Below are 16148 nucleotides of genomic sequence, written 5' to 3'. Positions count from 1 at the left end.
CGGCATAGATTGATTTGCGTGATCAACGCGCCGCGCCGCAGGCGGCCAGGATGGGGGTGGCAGCATGCTTGACCGTTTCCGGTCGTTCGTCAGGGAGCTTGCCGGCGAGGCGGGCGCCCCGTCCGGCCAGGCGCCGGACAGCCCGCAACTGGCCGCCGCCGCGCTCATGTACCATGTGATCCAGGCCGACGGCGTGCTGCGGCCGGTCGAGCGCGAGCGCTTCGCCCAGGTGCTCGCGGAGGAGTATGCGCTCGGCAAGGGCGAACTGCAGGCGCTGATCGAGCAGGCGCGACTGGCTGACGGCGAGGCGGTCGATCTCTACCGGTTCACCTCGGTGCTGATGGATTCGATGAGCGAGGCCGAACGGATCGGCTTCATCGAGATCCTCTGGGAGATGGTCTATGCGGACGGCATCCGGCACGAGCTGGAGGACAATGTGGTCTGGCGCATCTCCGAGCTTCTTGGCGTGAGCGGACGGGACCGCGTGCACATGCGTCAGCGCGTGCAGGAACGGCTGGGCATCGACGGCGGCGGGGAGGCATGAAGGCAGACACCGCAGTGACGACGATGGCCGGCATGCGCGCGCCGCGGGATGCGGCGAAGAAGCCGGTGCTGGTCATCCTGCATCAGGCGACCTCGTCGCCCGGACGCGTGGGCCAGATGCTCGAGGCGCGCGGCCATGCGCTCGACATTCGCCGGCCGCCGCTCGGCGACCCTCTGCCCGAAACGCTCGAGCACCATGCCGGCGCGGTGATGTTCGGCGGGCCGATGAGCGCCAACGATCCGGACGAATTCGTCAAGCGCGAGACCGACTGGCTGGCCGTGCCGCTCAGGGAGAACAAGCCGTTCTTCGGCATTTGCCTGGGCGCGCAGATGCTGGTCAATCATCTGGGCGGGTCGGTCGAAAGCCACGAGGAAGGGCAGGTCGAGGTCGGCTGGTACCCGCTGCGGCCGACCGAGGAGGGCGCCGCGCTGATGGACTGGCCGGAGATGATCTACCAGTTCCACCGCGAAGGATTCACGCTGCCCACGGGCGCCACGCATCTTGCGACCGCCGACATCTATCCCAACCAGGCGTTCCGCTATGGCGAGAACGCTTGGGGGGTGCAGTTCCACGCCGAACTGACACAGGTGATGATGCAGCGCTGGGTGGTGCGCGGCGCGCACCGGTTCGATCTGCCCGGCGCGCAGAAGGGACGCGAGCATCTTCAAGGCCGGCTTCACTATGACGACCGGGTCCGCCAGTGGCTCGCCGATTTCCTCGACATCGTGTTCGAGCGCGAGGCGGTGGCCGGCGGCTGATCGTCGGCGCGGGCCGTGCCGGCGGCGCCGTGACGATAATGCTGGCCATCGTCCCGCTTGCCGCCTATATGCGCCGCAACACCCCTGACCTCCGAGACAATCCATGTCCCTTCGCAACATCGCGATCATCGCGCATGTCGACCACGGCAAGACCACGCTCGTCGACGAACTCCTCAAACAATCCGGCGTCTACCGGGAGAACGAGCGCGTCGCCGAACGCGCCCTCGATTCCGGCGACATCGAAAAGGAGCGCGGCATCACCATCCTCGCCAAGGCGACCTCGGTCACCTGGGGCGACACGCGCATCAACATCGTCGACACGCCCGGCCACGCCGATTTCGGCGGCGAGGTCGAGCGCATCCTGAACATGGTCGACGGCGCGGTGCTGCTGGTCGATGCCGCCGAAGGTCCGATGCCGCAGACCAAGTTCGTCGTCGGCAAGGCGCTCAAGGTCGGGCTCCGCCCGATCGTCGCCGTCAACAAGATCGACCGGCCGGACGCGCGCGCCGACGAGGTCGTCAACGAGGTGTTCGACCTGTTCGCCGCGCTCGACGCCGACGAGGACCAGCTCGACTTTCCGATCCTGTACGGGTCCGGCCGTGACGGCTGGATGGCGCCCGAACCCGACCGGCCCGACGAGGCGTCGCTCGCGCCCCTGTTCGATCTGGTGCTCGACCATGTGCCCGCGCCCGCCGTCGCCGACGGCCCGTTCCGCATGATCGGCACGATCCTCGAGGCCGACCCGTTCCTGGGCCGCATCATCACCGGCCGTATCCATTCGGGCACGGTCCGGCCGAACCAGACCGTCAAGGTGATGGACCGCGACGGCAAGACGCTGGAGACCGGGCGCGTCTCCAAGATCCTCGCCTTCCGCGGCCTCGAACGCCAGCCGATCGAGGAGGGCGCGGCCGGCGACATCGTCGCCATTGCGGGCCTTTCCAAGGGCACGGTCGCCGACACGTTCTGCGATCCGCAGGTCGACGAGCCGCTCGCTGCCCAGCCGATCGACCCGCCGACGGTGACGATGAGCTTCATCGTCAACGATTCCCCGCTCGCCGGCACCGAGGGCGACAAGGTGACCAGCCGCGTCATCCGCGACCGCCTGATGAAGGAGGCCGAGGGCAATGTGGCGCTAAAAATCGAGGATTCCGACCAGAAGGACGCCTTCCACGTCTCGGGCCGGGGCGAACTCCAGCTTGCTGTGCTGATCGAGACGATGCGCCGCGAAGGGTTCGAACTGGCCGTCTCGCGGCCGCGCGTGGTCATGCAGAAGGACGAGGACGGCACGCTGCTCGAGCCGATCGAGGAAGTGGTCATCGACGTCGACGAGGAGCATTCGGGCGCCGTCGTCCAGAAGATGAGCGAGCGCAAGGGCGAAATGGCCGAACTCAAGCCGTCCGGCGGCGACCGGGTTCGGCTCGTCTTCCATGCGCCCACGCGCGGGCTGATCGGCTACCAGTCCGAACTGCTCACCGACACGCGCGGCACGGCGATCATGAACCGGCTGTTCCACGGCTATGCACCCTACAAGGGCCCGATCGCCGGCCGCACGAACGGCGTGCTGATCGCCAACGAGCCCGGCGAGGCGGTCGCCTATGCGCTGTTCAACCTCGAGGATCGCGGGCCGATGGTGATCGACCCGGGCGCCAAGGTCTATCAGGGCATGATCATCGGCATCCACAGCCGCGACAACGATCTGGAAGTCAACGTGCTCAAGGGCAAAAAGCTGACCAACGTGCGCGCCGCAGGCAAGGACGATGCGGTCAAGCTGACCCCGCCGGTGCGGATGACGCTCGAGCGCGCGCTTTCGTGGATCCAGGACGACGAGCTGGTCGAGGTGACGCCCAAATCGATCCGCCTGCGCAAGCTGCATCTGGACCCGCACGAGCGCAAGCGCTTCGAAAAGGCCCGCGCCAGCGCCTGATCGCGCCGGGGCGGGGCCGCTCTCAACAGAATGTGAAATTGACCCGGGCCGGCCGAAAACGGGCTTGCCCGCGCGGCGTCGCTGGGCGATGGTTAACAAATCATGACCGCCCTGACGATCGACATACGCCCCGCAGACCCGCGCGATGCGCCCGGGATCGCAGAGGTGCACGAGGCGGCCTGGCAGAACGCCTATGCCGGGATCATTCCCTACAAGGCATTGCGCACGATGATCGGTCGGCGCGACCATCGCTGGTGGCAACGCGCGATCCGGCGCGGCACCTCGGTGATGGTTCTCGACCTTGGCGGGCTGATCGCCGGCTACGTCACCTACGGGCTCAATCGGGCCCGCGCCTTGCCGCAGGACGGCGAGGTCTACGAGATCTACCTGCGGCCCGAATATCAGGGCGTCGGCTTCGGCACCCGCCTGTTCGCGGCCGCGCGCGGGCGGCTGACGAGCCATGGCTGCAAGGGGCTGGTCGTCTGGGCGCTGGCCGACAATGACGGCGCCGTCGACTTCTATCGCGGCCAGGGCGGCCGCGCCGTCGCCGAGGGCGCCGAGAATTTCGACGGCCGCAAACTGGCCAAGATCGCCTTCGTCTGGGACTGATCCCGGCGGAAACCACTCACGCCCTTCGGACCCGCGTGTCCTGCTGTCGGTCCCTGCCGTGCCGCAAGGACCCATCACGGCGCGGGGCTCAGCCTTCCCGAGCGAGTGCTCGTTCGAATGCGGCGGTGATCATGTCGATCAGTTCGGCATGGATCGCGGCACGCGAACGCCCCCCGCCATCGTCACAGATCGGGTCCTCGATACCCATCTCCAGAGCTGTTCCTGCGGCGACGGGCTTGCACTCACCGAACATGGAAAAGTGGCCGGCGTCCTCGATGACCGTGTAGCGGGCGCCGGCGATGGCGTCCGCCATGGCCGATGCGCGCGCGGTCTCGGGAATGCCGCTCTTCGTGCCGAGGTTCACGAGCGCGACGGGAACCGAAATCCCGGAAAACGTCTCCGGGGCGAAGATGTCGGCGGGAACCGGGTCGATCGCCATCGCGAACCGGACCCGGTCGTCGCGATTATCCCGGCCGACGAGGGATTTATCGAACGCGTGCAGATCGACGCCACTCATGCGGACCCAGTCGCAAAGCGAGGCATTCCGGTCGGCGCTGTCGCAATAGGCCGCGAAACGCTCCGGATGAAGACGCGCCCCGACGACGGACAGGGCGCTGCCGCCGCCCATCGAAAGACCCAGAGCGCCAATGGAACCGGCATCGATGTGATCCGCGAACGTGGTGTCCTGTACGATGGCGTCGATGGCCGCCGAAAGATCGGCCGGCCTCAGCCAGAGCTTCATCGTTTCTTCCGCCGACCGGTCCGGGCCCGTGTTGCCGGGATGGGTGGGGGCGACGACGATGAACCCCGCTTCGGCCAATGGCGCGGCGAGCCAACTCGCCGCCTCGGCCCGCCCGCCAAGGCCGGCGCCGTGAGACAGCACGACGAGCGGGAACCGGCCTGCCGCGACCGGCGCATCGCGTATCGCCGGCGTTCCCTTGAAGAACAAGGTCTCGCCGATCGTGAGGGTCTCGCCGCCGGACGAAGCCGGATACCAGACGGTCACGTCGAGATCGGTGCCACGCTCGGGCGCGGGGGCCGCGATCCGCGCCACGCCGGCCGCCTGATCCCCGGCGGTCGCCGGGAACGCGAACAGCATGGTGATGGCAGCGGCGATCGCCGCCAGTGCATTTGTCCGAAAGTGCATGTTGGTCCTCGTTGAGCTGGCACCCGGCGTCCGACGGCTTTACAGCCATGACCCGACGCATCGCCCCACGCTCTAGAACGGTCCATCTCCGGATGGAAGATGAACCGTTCCGGCACCATTGGTCCGGAACGGTGAAGCGAGACAGTCGCAAGCCCCGCTCGGGGCCGTGCGGGCCAGGTCAGTTGCGGTTGTAGCGCCTGAGCGCCGGGCCCGACATGATCATCGCCGAGGGTTCCTGGACGGTCGTCGGCAGCGGCGACTCGGCCGTGCACTGCGCGCAGCCGCAGGCCGAATAGCCCGGCCAGGCGGGCGGCGCCTCGTTGGTCCATGACCCGACCCAGCCACCGCTGTTGGCGCACAGCGGCCTGCAGATCGCCGGGGCCTCGGCGGTCGAGCCGGGGAAGGTCGTGCTTTCCAGATCGCAGCTTCCGGTGAACGCTCCGCGCACGGCCGTCTCCACCGTACCGCCGAAATTGTGGAAGGCGTCGCGGTCGGTGGTCGGCATGGTAACGAGCACAGAATCGGCCCCGTTCAGCACGGCCGCCATCTGCGTATAGAGCGGGTCCTGTGCGCTGAGCGCGTTGAGCACGCTGTTGCGGGCCGGGAACAGGTAGGACAGTTCGCCCGAGGGCGGCGCGATCGCGTCCTGGACGACGGCCTGCTCGGTCATCAGATTGGCCAGGGTGAAGGGCAGCGTGCCGCCGCCGTTCAGGAAGGTCGAGGCGTTGTTCACGCCGACGACGTCGGAATAGAACATGTTGGGCGCGTTGGCCGTGTCGGTCCACGGGAAGGCCCTCAGCTTGAGCCCGGCGCGCGTGGCATCGGACATCTGCGACATGCTCTCGGAGAAGCCGATCGAGGTGCGGCCATAGCCCTCGCTGAAATAGCCGGCGCGCACATACTGGTCCTCGACGCCGGGCAGGGAGGGGATGGCGCCGGTGAGCGCGTTGTACCAGCTCGCCCGCTCGGCGATCTGCGCCATCGCGTCGATGATGGACTGGTCGAGCGGGTTCATCGACGGCCATGAGCCGTTGTCGAGCAGACCCTTGACCATGTAGTCGACGGCGATCGTGGTCTTGCCGGACATGTTCATCATCGCGCCGGTCCGGTCGAACGGCACCGGACTGATATAGACGCCGGCCGGGTTGACCGACAGGAAGTCGGACAGGCTGGTCACGCCGTCCATGCCGCTGTCATCGTCGTGGTAGAACATGATGTTGGTGCAGCCGAGCATGGGCAGGGCCAGCATGCTGCCATCGTTCTGCGTCAGCGCCTTGCTCGCATAGGAGACGAAATCGGACGCATCGGAGATCGCGCTGGCCGGCACCGGCGTCGTCTGCGTCTGCCAGTATTGCAGATACATCGCATCGTAGACGAACACGTCGATCGGCACCTGCGTGCCGCTGCCGTTGGTGTAGACGGGATCGGACGAGTAGCCGCCGTCCCAGACGTTCTCGTCGGCGATCAGGTAGAGCTTTTCGGTCTGGCCGGCCGCCGTCCATGCCGAACAGATCGCCGAGGCGAACGCCTCGGTGTCGGGCACGTAGGGATAGAGCCCGGCGGCGATGCACGTCTCGCCATCGGTGCAGATCGTGCTGCAATCCTGGGCGAACGCCTTCTGGGGCGCCGCGAACAGGATCAGTGCAAGGACGAGCCCGCAGGCTCTTGCGAGTATCTTCACGGCAAACCCTCCCGTCTTCCGCCCGCGATGCGGACGCAATGGAATTTTTCTACCTCATGCAACCGGAACTATTGGTATGCATGGCTATTTCAGGTCAGGATATACTCGGCAAGCGTGTCACAGAATCAATATCATGAAAAGCACGCATTTCACGAAAAGGCGATTCTCATCACGGTGTGCCGGAAATACTGCGAATAATTCCAATCATGTCGGGACGTCGTTTGCGGGCGTGCCGGAGGAACCCACTGGCCTGCCCCCGCCCAATGGCTGTGTTGCGGCGCAACGCCATGGCCGCTATCACCCGCCCAGCACCAGCCCGGAGAGCCCCATGCGCATCGACGCCATTTCCATCGGCGAGAACCCGCCCGAGGACGTCAACGTCATCATCGAAGTGCCGCTCGGCGGCCAGCCGATCAAGTACGAACTGGACAAGGAGGCCGGCACGCTCGTTGTCGACCGGTTCCTCCATACGCCCATGTCCTATCCGGGAAACTACGGGTTCGTGCCCCACACCCTGTCCGAGGACGGCGATCCGATCGACGTTCTGGTGTGCAACACGCGCCCGCTCGTGCCCGGCTGCGTGATCAATGTGCGGCCGATCGGCGTGATGCTGATGGAGGACAATTCGGGCCAGGACGAAAAGGTGATCGCCGTGCCCTCGCACGCGCTGACCAAGCGCTACGACGCGGTGACGAACTACACCGACCTGCCCGAGATCACCCTGCAGCAGATCGAGCATTTCTTCGAGCACTACAAGGATCTCGAGCCCGGCAAGTGGGTCAAGCTGGGCGGCTGGCAGGACAAGGCGACCGCCGAACGGCTGATCCTGGAGGCGATCGACCGCGCCAAGGGGTAGGCCCCGCCAACGTCCGGCGACCGATCGCCTTGCGCGCGTCAGACCGGCTTCAAGTGCCGAGCCGCCGCCAGATGTCGAGGCCCGACCAGTCCTGGACGAACCCGTAGGGATAGGACGGCAGGCCCTGCGCGGAGACACTGGTCAGCGTCTCCATGTCCCCGGGATCGAGCGAAAGATCGACCGCGTCCAGATTGTCGGCGAGTTGCTCCGCCGTGCGTGCGCCGAGCAGAACCGCGGCGACGCCGGGACGCGCGAGCAGCCAGGCGATCGCCACGTGCGCGGGCGGGCGGCCATGACGCCCGGCGACCGTGCGTACGGCATCGACGATCGCATGGGTGCGCTCCGTGTTGCGGCGGTCATAGGCCTCGACGCCCCTGTCGGGATCCTCGCCGAGACGTGTCGCCCCGGTGGGGCGCGCGTCCGCGCCGTATTTGCCGGTCAGCCAGCCGCCGCCGAGCGGCGACCAGGGCGTCAGCGCGATTCCGGCCTCCAGACAGCAGGGCAGCAGTTCGATCTCCGCGCCGCGCTCGAGCAAATTGTATTGCAGCTGCACGGCGACCGGCACCGGATAGCCGCCGGCGCGCGCCGTCGAGACGATCTTCTGCAACTGCCAACCGGTCAGGTTCGACCAGGCGATGTTGTGGATGCGTCCGGCGGCGACCAGATCGCCGAGCGTCGAGAGGGTCTCCTCGATCTCGGTGTGTCGGTCCCAGCCATGGATGAAATACAGATCGACCGCCTCGACCTGCAGCCGGTTCAGGCTGGCGTCGAGACAGCGCCTGATCGCCCGGCGCGAGGCGCCGCGACTGCCCGGCGGCGGCCCGAAGCGCGCCTTGGTGGCGACGACCAGATCGTCCATGCCGCCGCGTGCGCGGCCCCAGCGGCCGATGATCGCCTCGGATGCGCCCGCGGCGTAGACATCGGCGGTGTCGATCAGCGTGCCGCCGCGTTCGACGAACAGGTCGAGCTGCGCGCAGGCCTCCGGTTCGTCGGTCTCGGCGCCGAACGTCATCGTTCCAAGGGCAAGCTGCGAGATCAGCGGGCCGTTGGCGCCGAGCGGGCGCGTCGGCATCGTCGTTTCATCGGGTTTGTCTGACACGGGGGCTCCTGTTCATGCGCGATTGCGCATGACCATAGCCGCCGCGTCGCGCCCCGCCTACGCGAGGGAACGAAAGGCGCCTTTCACCGATGAAAAGCGCCCCGGCCCCTCTTACGCGCTCATCTTCATGCGGATGCCGTTCTCCGAGGCCTTGGTCGGCACCAGCGCCTTGACGAGGTCCTTCATCTTCAGCGTGCCGACCGGTTCGCCGTCCTTGGTGACCCGGTAGTTCTTGGAGATGTCGCCTTCGGAGATGCTGATCACGTCCTCGAGCGTCGCCTCCTGGTCGATCTCGCCGGCGACGTCCTTGCCCGAGGGGCCGCCGTCGCGGGTCATCACCGAGCGCACCTTGAGCACGCGCGCGCGGTTGATGTCGGAGACGAAGTCCTCGATGTAGGGATCGGCCGGATGCAGCAGGATGTGCTGCGGCTCGCCCTGCTGGACCACTTCGCCCTCGTTGAGGATGACCAGATGGTCGGCCAGCTTGAGCGCCTCGTCGAGGTCGTGCGTGATGAACACGACCGTCTTCTGCAGTTCGGCCTGCAATTCGACCAGCAGGTCCTGCATGTCGGTGCGGATAAGCGGATCGAGCGCCGAAAACGCCTCGTCCATCAGCATGACCTCGGAATTGGAGACGAGCGCCCGCGCGATGCCGACGCGCTGCTGCATGCCGCCCGAGAGCTGGTGCGGATAGAGATTGGCGTTGCCTTCCAGCCCGACCCGGTCGAGCCATTTGTTGGCTTCCTTCTCATAGTCGGCCCGATCGACGCCGCTGACGGCCAGCGCCATCGCGGCGTTCTCCAGAACGGTGCGGTGCGGCAGCAGCGCAAACTTCTGGAACACCATCGACATGCGCCGGCGCCTGAGGTCGCGCAGTTGCGAGGGCCCGTATTCGAGAATGTCCTCGCCGTCGACGAGAACCTCGCCGGCGGTCGGTTCGATCAGCCGGTTCAGGTGCCGGATCAGCGTCGACTTTCCCGAGCCCGAAAGGCCCATGATGACGGTCGTCAAACCGTCCTTGATGTCGACATTGATGTCGGAAAGCCCGAGCACGTGGTTGGTCTCGCGCAGCAGTTCGGGCTTGCCCATGCCGCCCCGGACGGCCTCCAGGGCCGTCGCCGGGTCCTCGCCGAAGATCTTGTAGAGGTTGCGGATGCGGATCTTGACGTCGTCGCTCATCGGTCAGCCTCCCGCCTTCTGCGCCGCGTTCACGCGGGCAAGGGACGCCTTGGTGACCCGATCGAGGATGATCGCCAGAAGCACGATCCCCAGACCGGCGACAAGGCCGACGCCCAGTTCGAGGTTGCGGATGCCGCGCAGCACCAGCACGCCAAGGCCCGGCGCCGAGACCAGCGAGGCGATCACGACCATGGCGAGGCTCATCATGATCGTCTGGTTGACGCCGGCCATGATGTTGGGCAGCGCCAGCGGGATCTGCACGCCGAACAGCTTCTGCCGGTCGGTCATGCCGAACGCGTCGGCCGCCTCGATCACGGCCGGATCGACCAGCCGGATGCCGAGGTCGGTCAGGCGGATCACCGGCACGATGGCGTAAAGGATGATGGCGATGCCGTAGAGCTTGGGTTCAGTGACGCTGAACAGGAAGATAAGCGGAATGAGATAGACAAAGGGCGGCAGCGTCTGCAGCATGTCGAGGATCGGGATGACCCCGCGCTGCATCGCGTCCGAGCGCGACATGCCGATGCCGATGGGAACACCCAGGAGCACGCACAGGAAGGCGCACACGAAGATGATCGCCAGCGTCTGCATGGCGTAGTCGTAATGGTCGATGAAGGCGAGAAAGCCGATGCACACGCCGACGAAGACGACCAGCTTCCAGGAGCGGGCGACGAAGAAGGTGACGGCCAGCAGGAACGGAATGACGATCCACCAGGGCGTGTTGAGGATCGTGTAGAGCGCGCCGCTCAGCATCCAGCTCAGGGGCTGCGTCAGCGGGTCGAGAACCAGCGACAGCGCGTCCTTGACGTCGAGAAAGCCCTGCTCGAGGCCCTGGGTCAGGTCGCGGGACTGCGGAACGCGCCCGCACGCCTCGTTAAGGGCGTCGAGCGAGGGAAAGGGAAGCTCCCACAAGGAGGGAGCCGGCGCATCGGCGCCCTGGGCCTGTGCGAGCAGATCGGCCATCGAGGCTGGAGCCTGTGAGGCGCCCGCGTCGCACCACCCGCGCAAGCCAAGCGCGTCGAAAACGAAATCATATGTTGCCATCAATCAGGCGCCGGCCGCTTCGGCCCGGCGCTCCCCGTTTCAAACAAAAGCGAACAGGGCCGAAGCCGGCCCTGTCCATGGTGTCGGGATGCGCAAGTGCGCCCTTACAGGAGACCCGAGAGGTTCTGGCGCGCTGCGTCGTTGATCCAGCCCGACCATGCTTCGGTGTTGTTCTGCAGGAAGTAGACCGCAGCTTCCTCGGCGGAAGCGTTGTTCTCGTCCTGCCAGGCCAGAAGCGCGCTCATCGTGTCGGTCTGGAACGTCATGTTCGACAGGAACTCGACCACGTCCGGCTCACGTTCGCGGAAGTCGCTGGTCACGACCGTCAGGATCGGCGCGGCCGGGAAGTCGGAGACCTGCGGATCGGGCGTGTCGGGGTTGCCGTTGGCCGCATGCACGTCCGGCTTGACTTCGCCGAGGTCCACCCGGGTCATGTCGTACTTGCCGAGCGGCACGGTCGGGCCCCAGTAATAGCCGAACCAGGGTTCTTCGCTCTCGACGGCCGAAGCCATCGACGTGGCGAGCGTCTCGCCCGAACCGTGGTTGAACACTTCGATGCCCTCGTCCTCGACGCCGATCGCGCGGATCAGATTGTCGTTGACGATGCGGCAGCCCCAGCCGTCCGGGCAGTTGTTGAACGTGCCGCCAACGGCTTCGGGGTTGTTCAGAATGCCCTCGAGGGTGGTCAGTTCGGGGTTCTGCTCGGCGAGGTAGGTCGGGATCCACCAGCCTTCGAGGCCGCCCGGATCGAGCACGTCGGCGACGACCTCGATCTTGCCGTCCTCGATCATGGTCTCGTAGACCTCGCCGGTCGAGTTGGGCCACAGCTCGGTCAGGATGTCGGGCTCACCGTTCTCGGCGACGGATGTCACCGCCGGGGTGGTGTCGGAGGGAACGATGGTGACGTCGCATCCATAGCCCTGTTCCATGATGAAGTTGGCGACCTGCGTGACGATGGCGGCCGATGCCCAGTTCATCTCGGTGATCGACACCTCGCCGCATTCGCCGTCCTGGGCGAAGGCAGCGGCCGGCAGCATGGCCGCGCCGATAAACGTACTAACTGCGAGTTTTCGCATTTTGATCTCCGGTTGAGGTTGAAACGTGCCGGCACCTGCGCTCAAGCGCGACCAGCCAGTCGTGCGGAAGGTCTGCGCGGCGGGCGCCGCTGGGGAAACGCTAGAGTGCCGGTGGTCGTTCCACCGGAAGCGCGAGATTCGACCGGAAACGCCGCGCCGGTCGAATCCGGCGCAACACCTTCTGTTCGGTCGTGCGAGTGATACGCGCTCCGTTGCCCATGCCTTAAGCATGTCAGCCCGGACGCTGAGGTCAACCCCTGTCGGCCGATCGGTGGCCCGGGAGGCGGCGCGGGCCCGTGGCACGGCAGGTCGCGCGCCCGCGACCGCAGCGGATCGCGGCTGCCGGCGGCGCGACAATCGGTCGCCCGTCGTCGCCCGTTGGATGCCGGTGTGCGGCCCGCGCGATGGACCGTCTCAGAGGATGGCGGGGGCGAACACGTTCACGATCACCTGGCGCAGGAAGTAGATGCCGATGAACAGGACGATCGGCGAGATGTCGATGCCGCCCAGGTCGGGAAGCACGCGCCGGATCGGCCGCAGCAGCGGTTCGGTCGCCTTGTAGAAGAACTCGCCCAGAAGTCCGACGAAACGGTTGGACGTGTTGACGACGTTGAACGCGTAGAGCCAGGAGAAGATGACCGCGCCGATCACGATGAAGACGTAGATGTCGAGCGCAAACAGGATGGTGTTGATGATCGCAAGGCCCACGCGACTGCTCCGATTGGCTGAAACCGCCCTGACATAGGCAGCCGCGCCCGGCTCGGCAAGCCGTTCGCGCCACGCTTGTGTCATGAGCGCGGCGCGCGGAGCGCACAAAGGCTTTGTGCGCCGGTCGCAAAGAGCCTATCGCAGGCGCCATGAGTCAGACCCCGCACGACGAAGACGGTCCCGCCGACGACCGGTTCGAGGCGTTCCGCTACCCGGCCTATGCCAAATACTGGACGGCGCGCTTCGCATCGACCTTCGCCGGCAACATGGTGATCGTCGCGGTCGGCTGGCAGCTCTACGACCTGACGCGCGATCCGCTCGATCTGGGCATTGCCGGGCTGGTGCAGTTCATTCCGCTGGTCCTGTTCATGCTCGTGACCGGCTCGGTCGCCGACCGGTTCGGCCGGCGCACGGTGATGGCATGGTCGGTCGCCGCCGAGATCGTCTTCACGCTGGCGATCATCGCCTTCACGCTGCGCGGGCTCCTATCGCCGCTGCCCGTCTTCGCCGCGCTGTTCGGGTTCGGCATCGCGCGGGCCTTCTTCGGTCCCGCCTCGCAGTCGCTGGTGGTCAATCTGGTGCCGGCGAAGGTGTTTCCGAACGCGGTCGCCTGGAACTCCTCGGCCTGGCAGGTCGCCTCGATCGTCGGGCCGGTCGCGGGCGGGCTGATCTACGGGCTCGGCGCCTCGGTCGCCTATGGCGCGGCCGCCCTGATGTTCGTGGCGTCGCTGGTGCTGGTGATGATGATCCCGAAACCGGCCGAGCGCGCCGACACGGCCAAGGTGACCTTTTCGTCGCTGTTTGACGGGCTGCGCTACATTCGCGACCAGAAGGTGGTGCTCGGAGCGATCTCGCTCGATCTGTTTGCCGTGTTCCTCGGTTCGGCCGTCGCGCTGCTGCCGGTCTTTGCGCGCGACGTGCTGGACGCCGGGCCCTGGGCGCTGGGCATGCTGCGCGCCGCGCCCGGCGTCGGCGCGGTGCTGATGGCGGTGTTCCTGGCCGCTTCGCCGGTGCGCGACCATGCCGGCCGTATCCTGCTCGTCTCGGTGGGCCTGTTCGGCCTGTTCACCGTCGTCTTCGGCCTGTCGAGCCTTGCCTGGCTGTCGGTGATCGCGCTGGCCATGATCGGCGCGTTCGACATGATCAGCGTCTATATCCGCGAGACGGTGCTGCAGCTGTGGACGCCCGACCATGTGCGCGGACGTGTCAACGCGGTCAACATGGTCTTCCTTGGCGCTTCGAACGAACTGGGCGACTTCCGGGCCGGGCTGGTCGCCGCCTGGATCGGGGCGGTGCCGGCGGTGGTGATCGGCGGCGCCAGCGCCATGGCGATCGCGGCCGGCTGGGCGTTCCTGTTCCCGCAACTGCGCGACGTCAGGCGGCTCGACCGGTAGGCGTAGCGCGCGCCGGCTCAGGAAGAAGGGGCGATGCCGCCTTCGGCGACCCGGTCGATTTCTGGTCTCAGCTTGCGTTCGAGGATGTCGGCGCTGATCGGGCCGACATGCTTGTATTCGATCGTCCCGTCGGGGCCGACGATGAAGGTCTCGGGCACGCCGTAGACGCCCCACTCGATCGCGGTGCGGCCGGTTCCGTCGGCGCCGACCGCGTCGAACGGGTTGCCGAGCTGGCGCAGGAAGCGGATCGCGTTCTGCGGCTCGTCCTTGTAGTTGATGCCGACGATCCGGATGCGCGGGTCTTCGGCGAGCTCCATCAGGTAGGGATGCTCCTCGCGGCATGGCGCGCACCAGGAGCCCCAGACATTGACCAGCGAGACGTTGCCCTGAAAGGCCGACGGATCGAAGCCGGGCATCGGCGCGCCCTCCTCGGTCGTCATCCCGTCGACCGCCGGCAGCGTGGTCTGCGGGGCCTGCCGCCCGATCAGCGCCGAGGGGATGGTGGAGGCGACCCGGTCGGGCAGCACGAGCATGTAGGCGAACACGCCGAACAGGGCGAGCACGACCAGCGCCGAGATCATGATCGGCCAGGAGATGCGGCGCGGTCGCGCCGGCCGGGTGTCGGACGCGCTCATCGCAGGGTCTCGTCGGCGCTTTCGGAGCGCCGCCTGAAGCCGGCCTGTTCGAGCCGTTCGAGTTCGCGCCTGGTCGCCGCGCGGTCGACCAGCAGCCAGCCGATCACCGCCGCGAGAACGGCGAGGGCAGCGCCGTAGCTGAGCAGGACGAAGGCCGTGTGGCTGAGCATGGCGTCAGCCCTCCAGAACGGCGGTTGCCGGCGCCGAGGCCGGCCCGCGCGCGCCGGCCCTGCGAAGCGCGGCGGCGCGGCGACGGCGGATCTCGTTGCGCATCGCGGTCAAGTGCATGGCGAAGAACAGCACCATGAAGCCGATCGCCGTGACCAGCAGCGGCCACAGCATCGAGGCGTGGATCGTCGGCCCGTCGAGCCGGATCACCGAGGCGGGCTGGTGCAGCGTGTTCCAGATGTCGACGGAGAACTTGATGATGGGAATGTTGACCGAGCCGACCAGAACCAGGACGGCGACAGGGCGGGCCGCCCTTGCCGGATCGTCCATCGCGCGCTGCAGCGCCATGATGCCCAGATACATCAACATCAGCACGAACACCGACGTCAGCCGCGCGTCCCACACCCACCAGGTGCCCCACATGGGCCGGCCCCACAGCGAGCCGGTGATCAGGCAGATCAGCGTGAAGGCGGCGCCGATTGGCGCGGCGGCGCGGATCGACACGTCGGCCAGCGGATGGCGCCAGATCAGAACGCCGAGCGCCGAGACCGTCATCACCGCATAGGCGAACATGGAAAGCCAGGCCGCGGGCACATGGATATACATGATCCGGACGGTGATGCCCTGCTGATAGTCCTGCGGCGCGTTCCACGCCCAGACCAGTCCGCCGAGCGTGACGATCGCGGCGATCGCCCACAGCCACGGCAGCATGGCGGCCGACAGGCCCATGAAGCGGGTCGGATTGGCCAGGCGCGAGAAGAACCCCGGCTTGCGGGCGGCGGCATCGTTCATGAGCGCGGATATAGTCCGGCAAATGTGGCGGGGCAATTGATCTCGGACAAGCCGATGCGCACGGAACCGTTATCCGCCGCGGTCGAAGCCGCTGGCGACCAGTTTGCGCCAGCGGCGCTGGCGGTGGCCGTAGAAGATGCGGGCGAACAGGACGACGGCCGGCGTCAGCCAGCCGGCCTCGATCGTCACGCGATCGGTATAGCGCGTGCCCTCGCCCTCGGGCGCGACCTCGATGACGTGGTCCCAGGTGCGGATCAGCGCGCCATGGCCGTTGTCGCGGATCGACCAAGTCTCGCCTTCGGCGGGCCGCATCTCGATGCCGACCACCTGCCAGCCGATCGGCACGACGCCGAAAAGGTGCATGGCGACCTTGTAGCGGTCCTGCTTCCAGACCTCGGGCAGGGCCGGCGGATCGATCGGCGTGAAGCGGATCAGCGGGCGCGAGACGTGGACCAGCACCGCCGGGCGCATGATCTGTTCGCGCACCATGGCCGGATCGGCGGGCAGGTGGGTGGATAGTTCGACCGTGGTCAT

The 16148-nt window shown here is 67.0% G+C and carries 17 protein-coding genes; 6 read left to right on the top strand and 11 right to left on the bottom strand.

What is annotated here, in order from left to right; translation table 11 throughout:
- Nucleotides 1-64 precede the first annotated feature (64 nt).
- From E0E05_RS16910 to E0E05_RS16895, 4 genes are all read left to right on the top strand, one after another.
- On the top strand, nucleotides 65-544 hold the full coding sequence (locus tag E0E05_RS16910; RefSeq protein ID WP_131617758.1) for a tellurite resistance TerB family protein: 480 nt from the start codon (nucleotides 65-67) through the stop codon (nucleotides 542-544).
- Nucleotides 545-576: 32 nt separating this feature from the next.
- On the top strand, nucleotides 577-1302 hold the full coding sequence (locus E0E05_RS16905; protein WP_131618113.1) for a glutamine amidotransferase: 726 nt from the start codon (nucleotides 577-579) through the stop codon (nucleotides 1300-1302).
- Between the two features lie 103 nt (nucleotides 1303-1405).
- A complete protein-coding gene (typA, locus tag E0E05_RS16900; RefSeq protein WP_131617757.1) occupies nucleotides 1406-3226 on the top strand; it encodes a translational GTPase TypA in 1821 nt (606 codons plus the stop codon).
- 102 nt (nucleotides 3227-3328) lie between these two features.
- Nucleotides 3329-3835: a GNAT family N-acetyltransferase gene (locus E0E05_RS16895; RefSeq protein ID WP_131617756.1), complete on the top strand. Its 507-nt coding sequence runs from the start codon at nucleotides 3329-3331 to the stop codon at nucleotides 3833-3835.
- 88 nt (nucleotides 3836-3923) lie between these two features.
- Here E0E05_RS16895 and E0E05_RS16890 read toward each other — a convergent pair whose 3' ends face one another.
- Together E0E05_RS16890 and bcmE are read right to left on the bottom strand one after the other, a co-directional pair.
- Entirely contained in the window at nucleotides 3924-4982 is a 1059-nt protein-coding gene (locus E0E05_RS16890; protein ID WP_131617755.1) for an alpha/beta hydrolase family protein, read from the bottom strand.
- A gap of 178 nt (nucleotides 4983-5160) precedes the next feature.
- Entirely contained in the window at nucleotides 5161-6663 is a 1503-nt protein-coding gene (bcmE, locus tag E0E05_RS16885) for a thiamine pyridinylase (RefSeq protein WP_158629405.1), read from the bottom strand.
- A gap of 328 nt (nucleotides 6664-6991) precedes the next feature.
- Here bcmE and ppa point away from each other — a divergent pair, with 328 nt between their 5' ends.
- On the top strand, nucleotides 6992-7519 hold the full coding sequence (gene ppa, locus E0E05_RS16880; RefSeq protein WP_131617753.1) for an inorganic diphosphatase: 528 nt from the start codon (nucleotides 6992-6994) through the stop codon (nucleotides 7517-7519).
- 49 nt (nucleotides 7520-7568) lie between these two features.
- Here ppa and E0E05_RS16875 read toward each other — a convergent pair whose 3' ends face one another.
- The 5 genes from E0E05_RS16875 to E0E05_RS16855 all read right to left on the bottom strand — a co-directional run bounded on the left by E0E05_RS16875 (nucleotide 7569) and on the right by E0E05_RS16855 (nucleotide 12709).
- A complete protein-coding gene (locus E0E05_RS16875) occupies nucleotides 7569-8591 on the bottom strand; it encodes an aldo/keto reductase (RefSeq protein WP_131618112.1) in 1023 nt (340 codons plus the stop codon).
- Between the two features lie 138 nt (nucleotides 8592-8729).
- Nucleotides 8730-9797, bottom strand: a complete 1068-nt coding sequence (locus E0E05_RS16870; protein WP_131617752.1) for a quaternary amine ABC transporter ATP-binding protein — start codon at nucleotides 9795-9797, stop codon at nucleotides 8730-8732.
- 3 nt (nucleotides 9798-9800) lie between these two features.
- Nucleotides 9801-10760: an ABC transporter permease gene (locus E0E05_RS16865; protein ID WP_244597831.1), complete on the bottom strand. Its 960-nt coding sequence runs from the start codon at nucleotides 10758-10760 to the stop codon at nucleotides 9801-9803.
- A gap of 185 nt (nucleotides 10761-10945) precedes the next feature.
- Complete coding sequence (locus E0E05_RS16860) at nucleotides 10946-11878, bottom strand: ABC transporter substrate-binding protein (RefSeq protein ID WP_244597830.1); 933 nt, start codon at nucleotides 11876-11878, stop codon at nucleotides 10946-10948.
- A gap of 453 nt (nucleotides 11879-12331) precedes the next feature.
- Nucleotides 12332-12709, bottom strand: coding sequence for a YggT family protein (locus E0E05_RS16855; RefSeq protein WP_131617749.1), 378 nt, complete (start codon nucleotides 12707-12709; stop codon nucleotides 12332-12334).
- A gap of 65 nt (nucleotides 12710-12774) precedes the next feature.
- Between E0E05_RS16855 and E0E05_RS16850 the strand changes: the two genes are divergently transcribed.
- Complete coding sequence (locus E0E05_RS16850) at nucleotides 12775-14019, top strand: MFS transporter (RefSeq protein WP_131617748.1); 1245 nt, start codon at nucleotides 12775-12777, stop codon at nucleotides 14017-14019.
- Nucleotides 14020-14036: 17 nt separating this feature from the next.
- Here E0E05_RS16850 and E0E05_RS16845 read toward each other — a convergent pair whose 3' ends face one another.
- From E0E05_RS16845 to E0E05_RS16830, 4 genes are all read right to left on the bottom strand, one after another.
- On the bottom strand, nucleotides 14037-14654 hold the full coding sequence (locus tag E0E05_RS16845; RefSeq protein WP_131617747.1) for a DsbE family thiol:disulfide interchange protein: 618 nt from the start codon (nucleotides 14652-14654) through the stop codon (nucleotides 14037-14039).
- Nucleotides 14651-14824 carry a heme exporter protein CcmD gene (gene ccmD, locus E0E05_RS16840; protein WP_131617746.1) on the bottom strand — a complete coding sequence of 58 codons (174 nt, stop codon included), beginning with the start codon at nucleotides 14822-14824 and terminating at the stop codon, nucleotides 14651-14653. The genes E0E05_RS16845 and ccmD overlap by 4 nt, the downstream gene beginning before the upstream one ends.
- Nucleotides 14825-14828: 4 nt before the next feature.
- Nucleotides 14829-15614, bottom strand: a complete 786-nt coding sequence (locus E0E05_RS16835) for a heme ABC transporter permease (RefSeq protein ID WP_131617745.1) — start codon at nucleotides 15612-15614, stop codon at nucleotides 14829-14831.
- 69 nt (nucleotides 15615-15683) lie between these two features.
- Complete coding sequence (locus E0E05_RS16830) at nucleotides 15684-16148, bottom strand: hypothetical protein (RefSeq protein WP_131617744.1); 465 nt, start codon at nucleotides 16146-16148, stop codon at nucleotides 15684-15686.

This window comes from Roseitalea porphyridii (genome assembly GCF_004331955.1).
GTDB classification, from domain to species: Bacteria; Pseudomonadota; Alphaproteobacteria; order Rhizobiales; family Rhizobiaceae; genus Roseitalea; species Roseitalea porphyridii.
The sequence above is the reverse complement of the archived record's forward strand: the minus strand, read 5'-3'. Positions and strand labels throughout refer to the sequence as shown.

What these genes read in the sequence shown, in the direction of transcription:
- E0E05_RS16895 (WP_131617756.1), top strand. Translation starts at nt 3,329, where the DNA reads ATGACCGCCCTGACGATCGACATACGCCCCGCAGACCCGCGCGATGCG.
- E0E05_RS16855 (WP_131617749.1), bottom strand. Translation starts at nt 12,709, where the DNA reads ATGACACAAGCGTGGCGCGAACGGCTTGCCGAGCCGGGCGCGGCTGCC.
- ppa (WP_131617753.1), top strand. Translation starts at nt 6,992, where the DNA reads ATGCGCATCGACGCCATTTCCATCGGCGAGAACCCGCCCGAGGACGTC.
- E0E05_RS16910 (WP_131617758.1), top strand. Translation starts at nt 65, where the DNA reads ATGCTTGACCGTTTCCGGTCGTTCGTCAGGGAGCTTGCCGGCGAGGCG.
- E0E05_RS16865 (WP_244597831.1), bottom strand. Translation starts at nt 10,760, where the DNA reads ATGGCCGATCTGCTCGCACAGGCCCAGGGCGCCGATGCGCCGGCTCCC.
- ccmD (WP_131617746.1), bottom strand. Translation starts at nt 14,824, where the DNA reads ATGCTCAGCCACACGGCCTTCGTCCTGCTCAGCTACGGCGCTGCCCTC.
- E0E05_RS16905 (WP_131618113.1), top strand. Translation starts at nt 577, where the DNA reads ATGCGCGCGCCGCGGGATGCGGCGAAGAAGCCGGTGCTGGTCATCCTG.
- E0E05_RS16845 (WP_131617747.1), bottom strand. Translation starts at nt 14,654, where the DNA reads ATGAGCGCGTCCGACACCCGGCCGGCGCGACCGCGCCGCATCTCCTGG.
- typA (WP_131617757.1), top strand. Translation starts at nt 1,406, where the DNA reads ATGTCCCTTCGCAACATCGCGATCATCGCGCATGTCGACCACGGCAAG.
- E0E05_RS16860 (WP_244597830.1), bottom strand. Translation starts at nt 11,878, where the DNA reads ATGCTGCCGGCCGCTGCCTTCGCCCAGGACGGCGAATGCGGCGAGGTG.
- E0E05_RS16835 (WP_131617745.1), bottom strand. Translation starts at nt 15,614, where the DNA reads ATGAACGATGCCGCCGCCCGCAAGCCGGGGTTCTTCTCGCGCCTGGCC.
- E0E05_RS16830 (WP_131617744.1), bottom strand. Translation starts at nt 16,148, where the DNA reads ATGACCACGGTCGAACTATCCACCCACCTGCCCGCCGATCCGGCCATG.
- E0E05_RS16870 (WP_131617752.1), bottom strand. Translation starts at nt 9,797, where the DNA reads ATGAGCGACGACGTCAAGATCCGCATCCGCAACCTCTACAAGATCTTC.
- E0E05_RS16850 (WP_131617748.1), top strand. Translation starts at nt 12,775, where the DNA reads ATGAGTCAGACCCCGCACGACGAAGACGGTCCCGCCGACGACCGGTTC.
- E0E05_RS16890 (WP_131617755.1), bottom strand. Translation starts at nt 4,982, where the DNA reads ATGCACTTTCGGACAAATGCACTGGCGGCGATCGCCGCTGCCATCACC.
- E0E05_RS16875 (WP_131618112.1), bottom strand. Translation starts at nt 8,591, where the DNA reads ATGCCGACGCGCCCGCTCGGCGCCAACGGCCCGCTGATCTCGCAGCTT.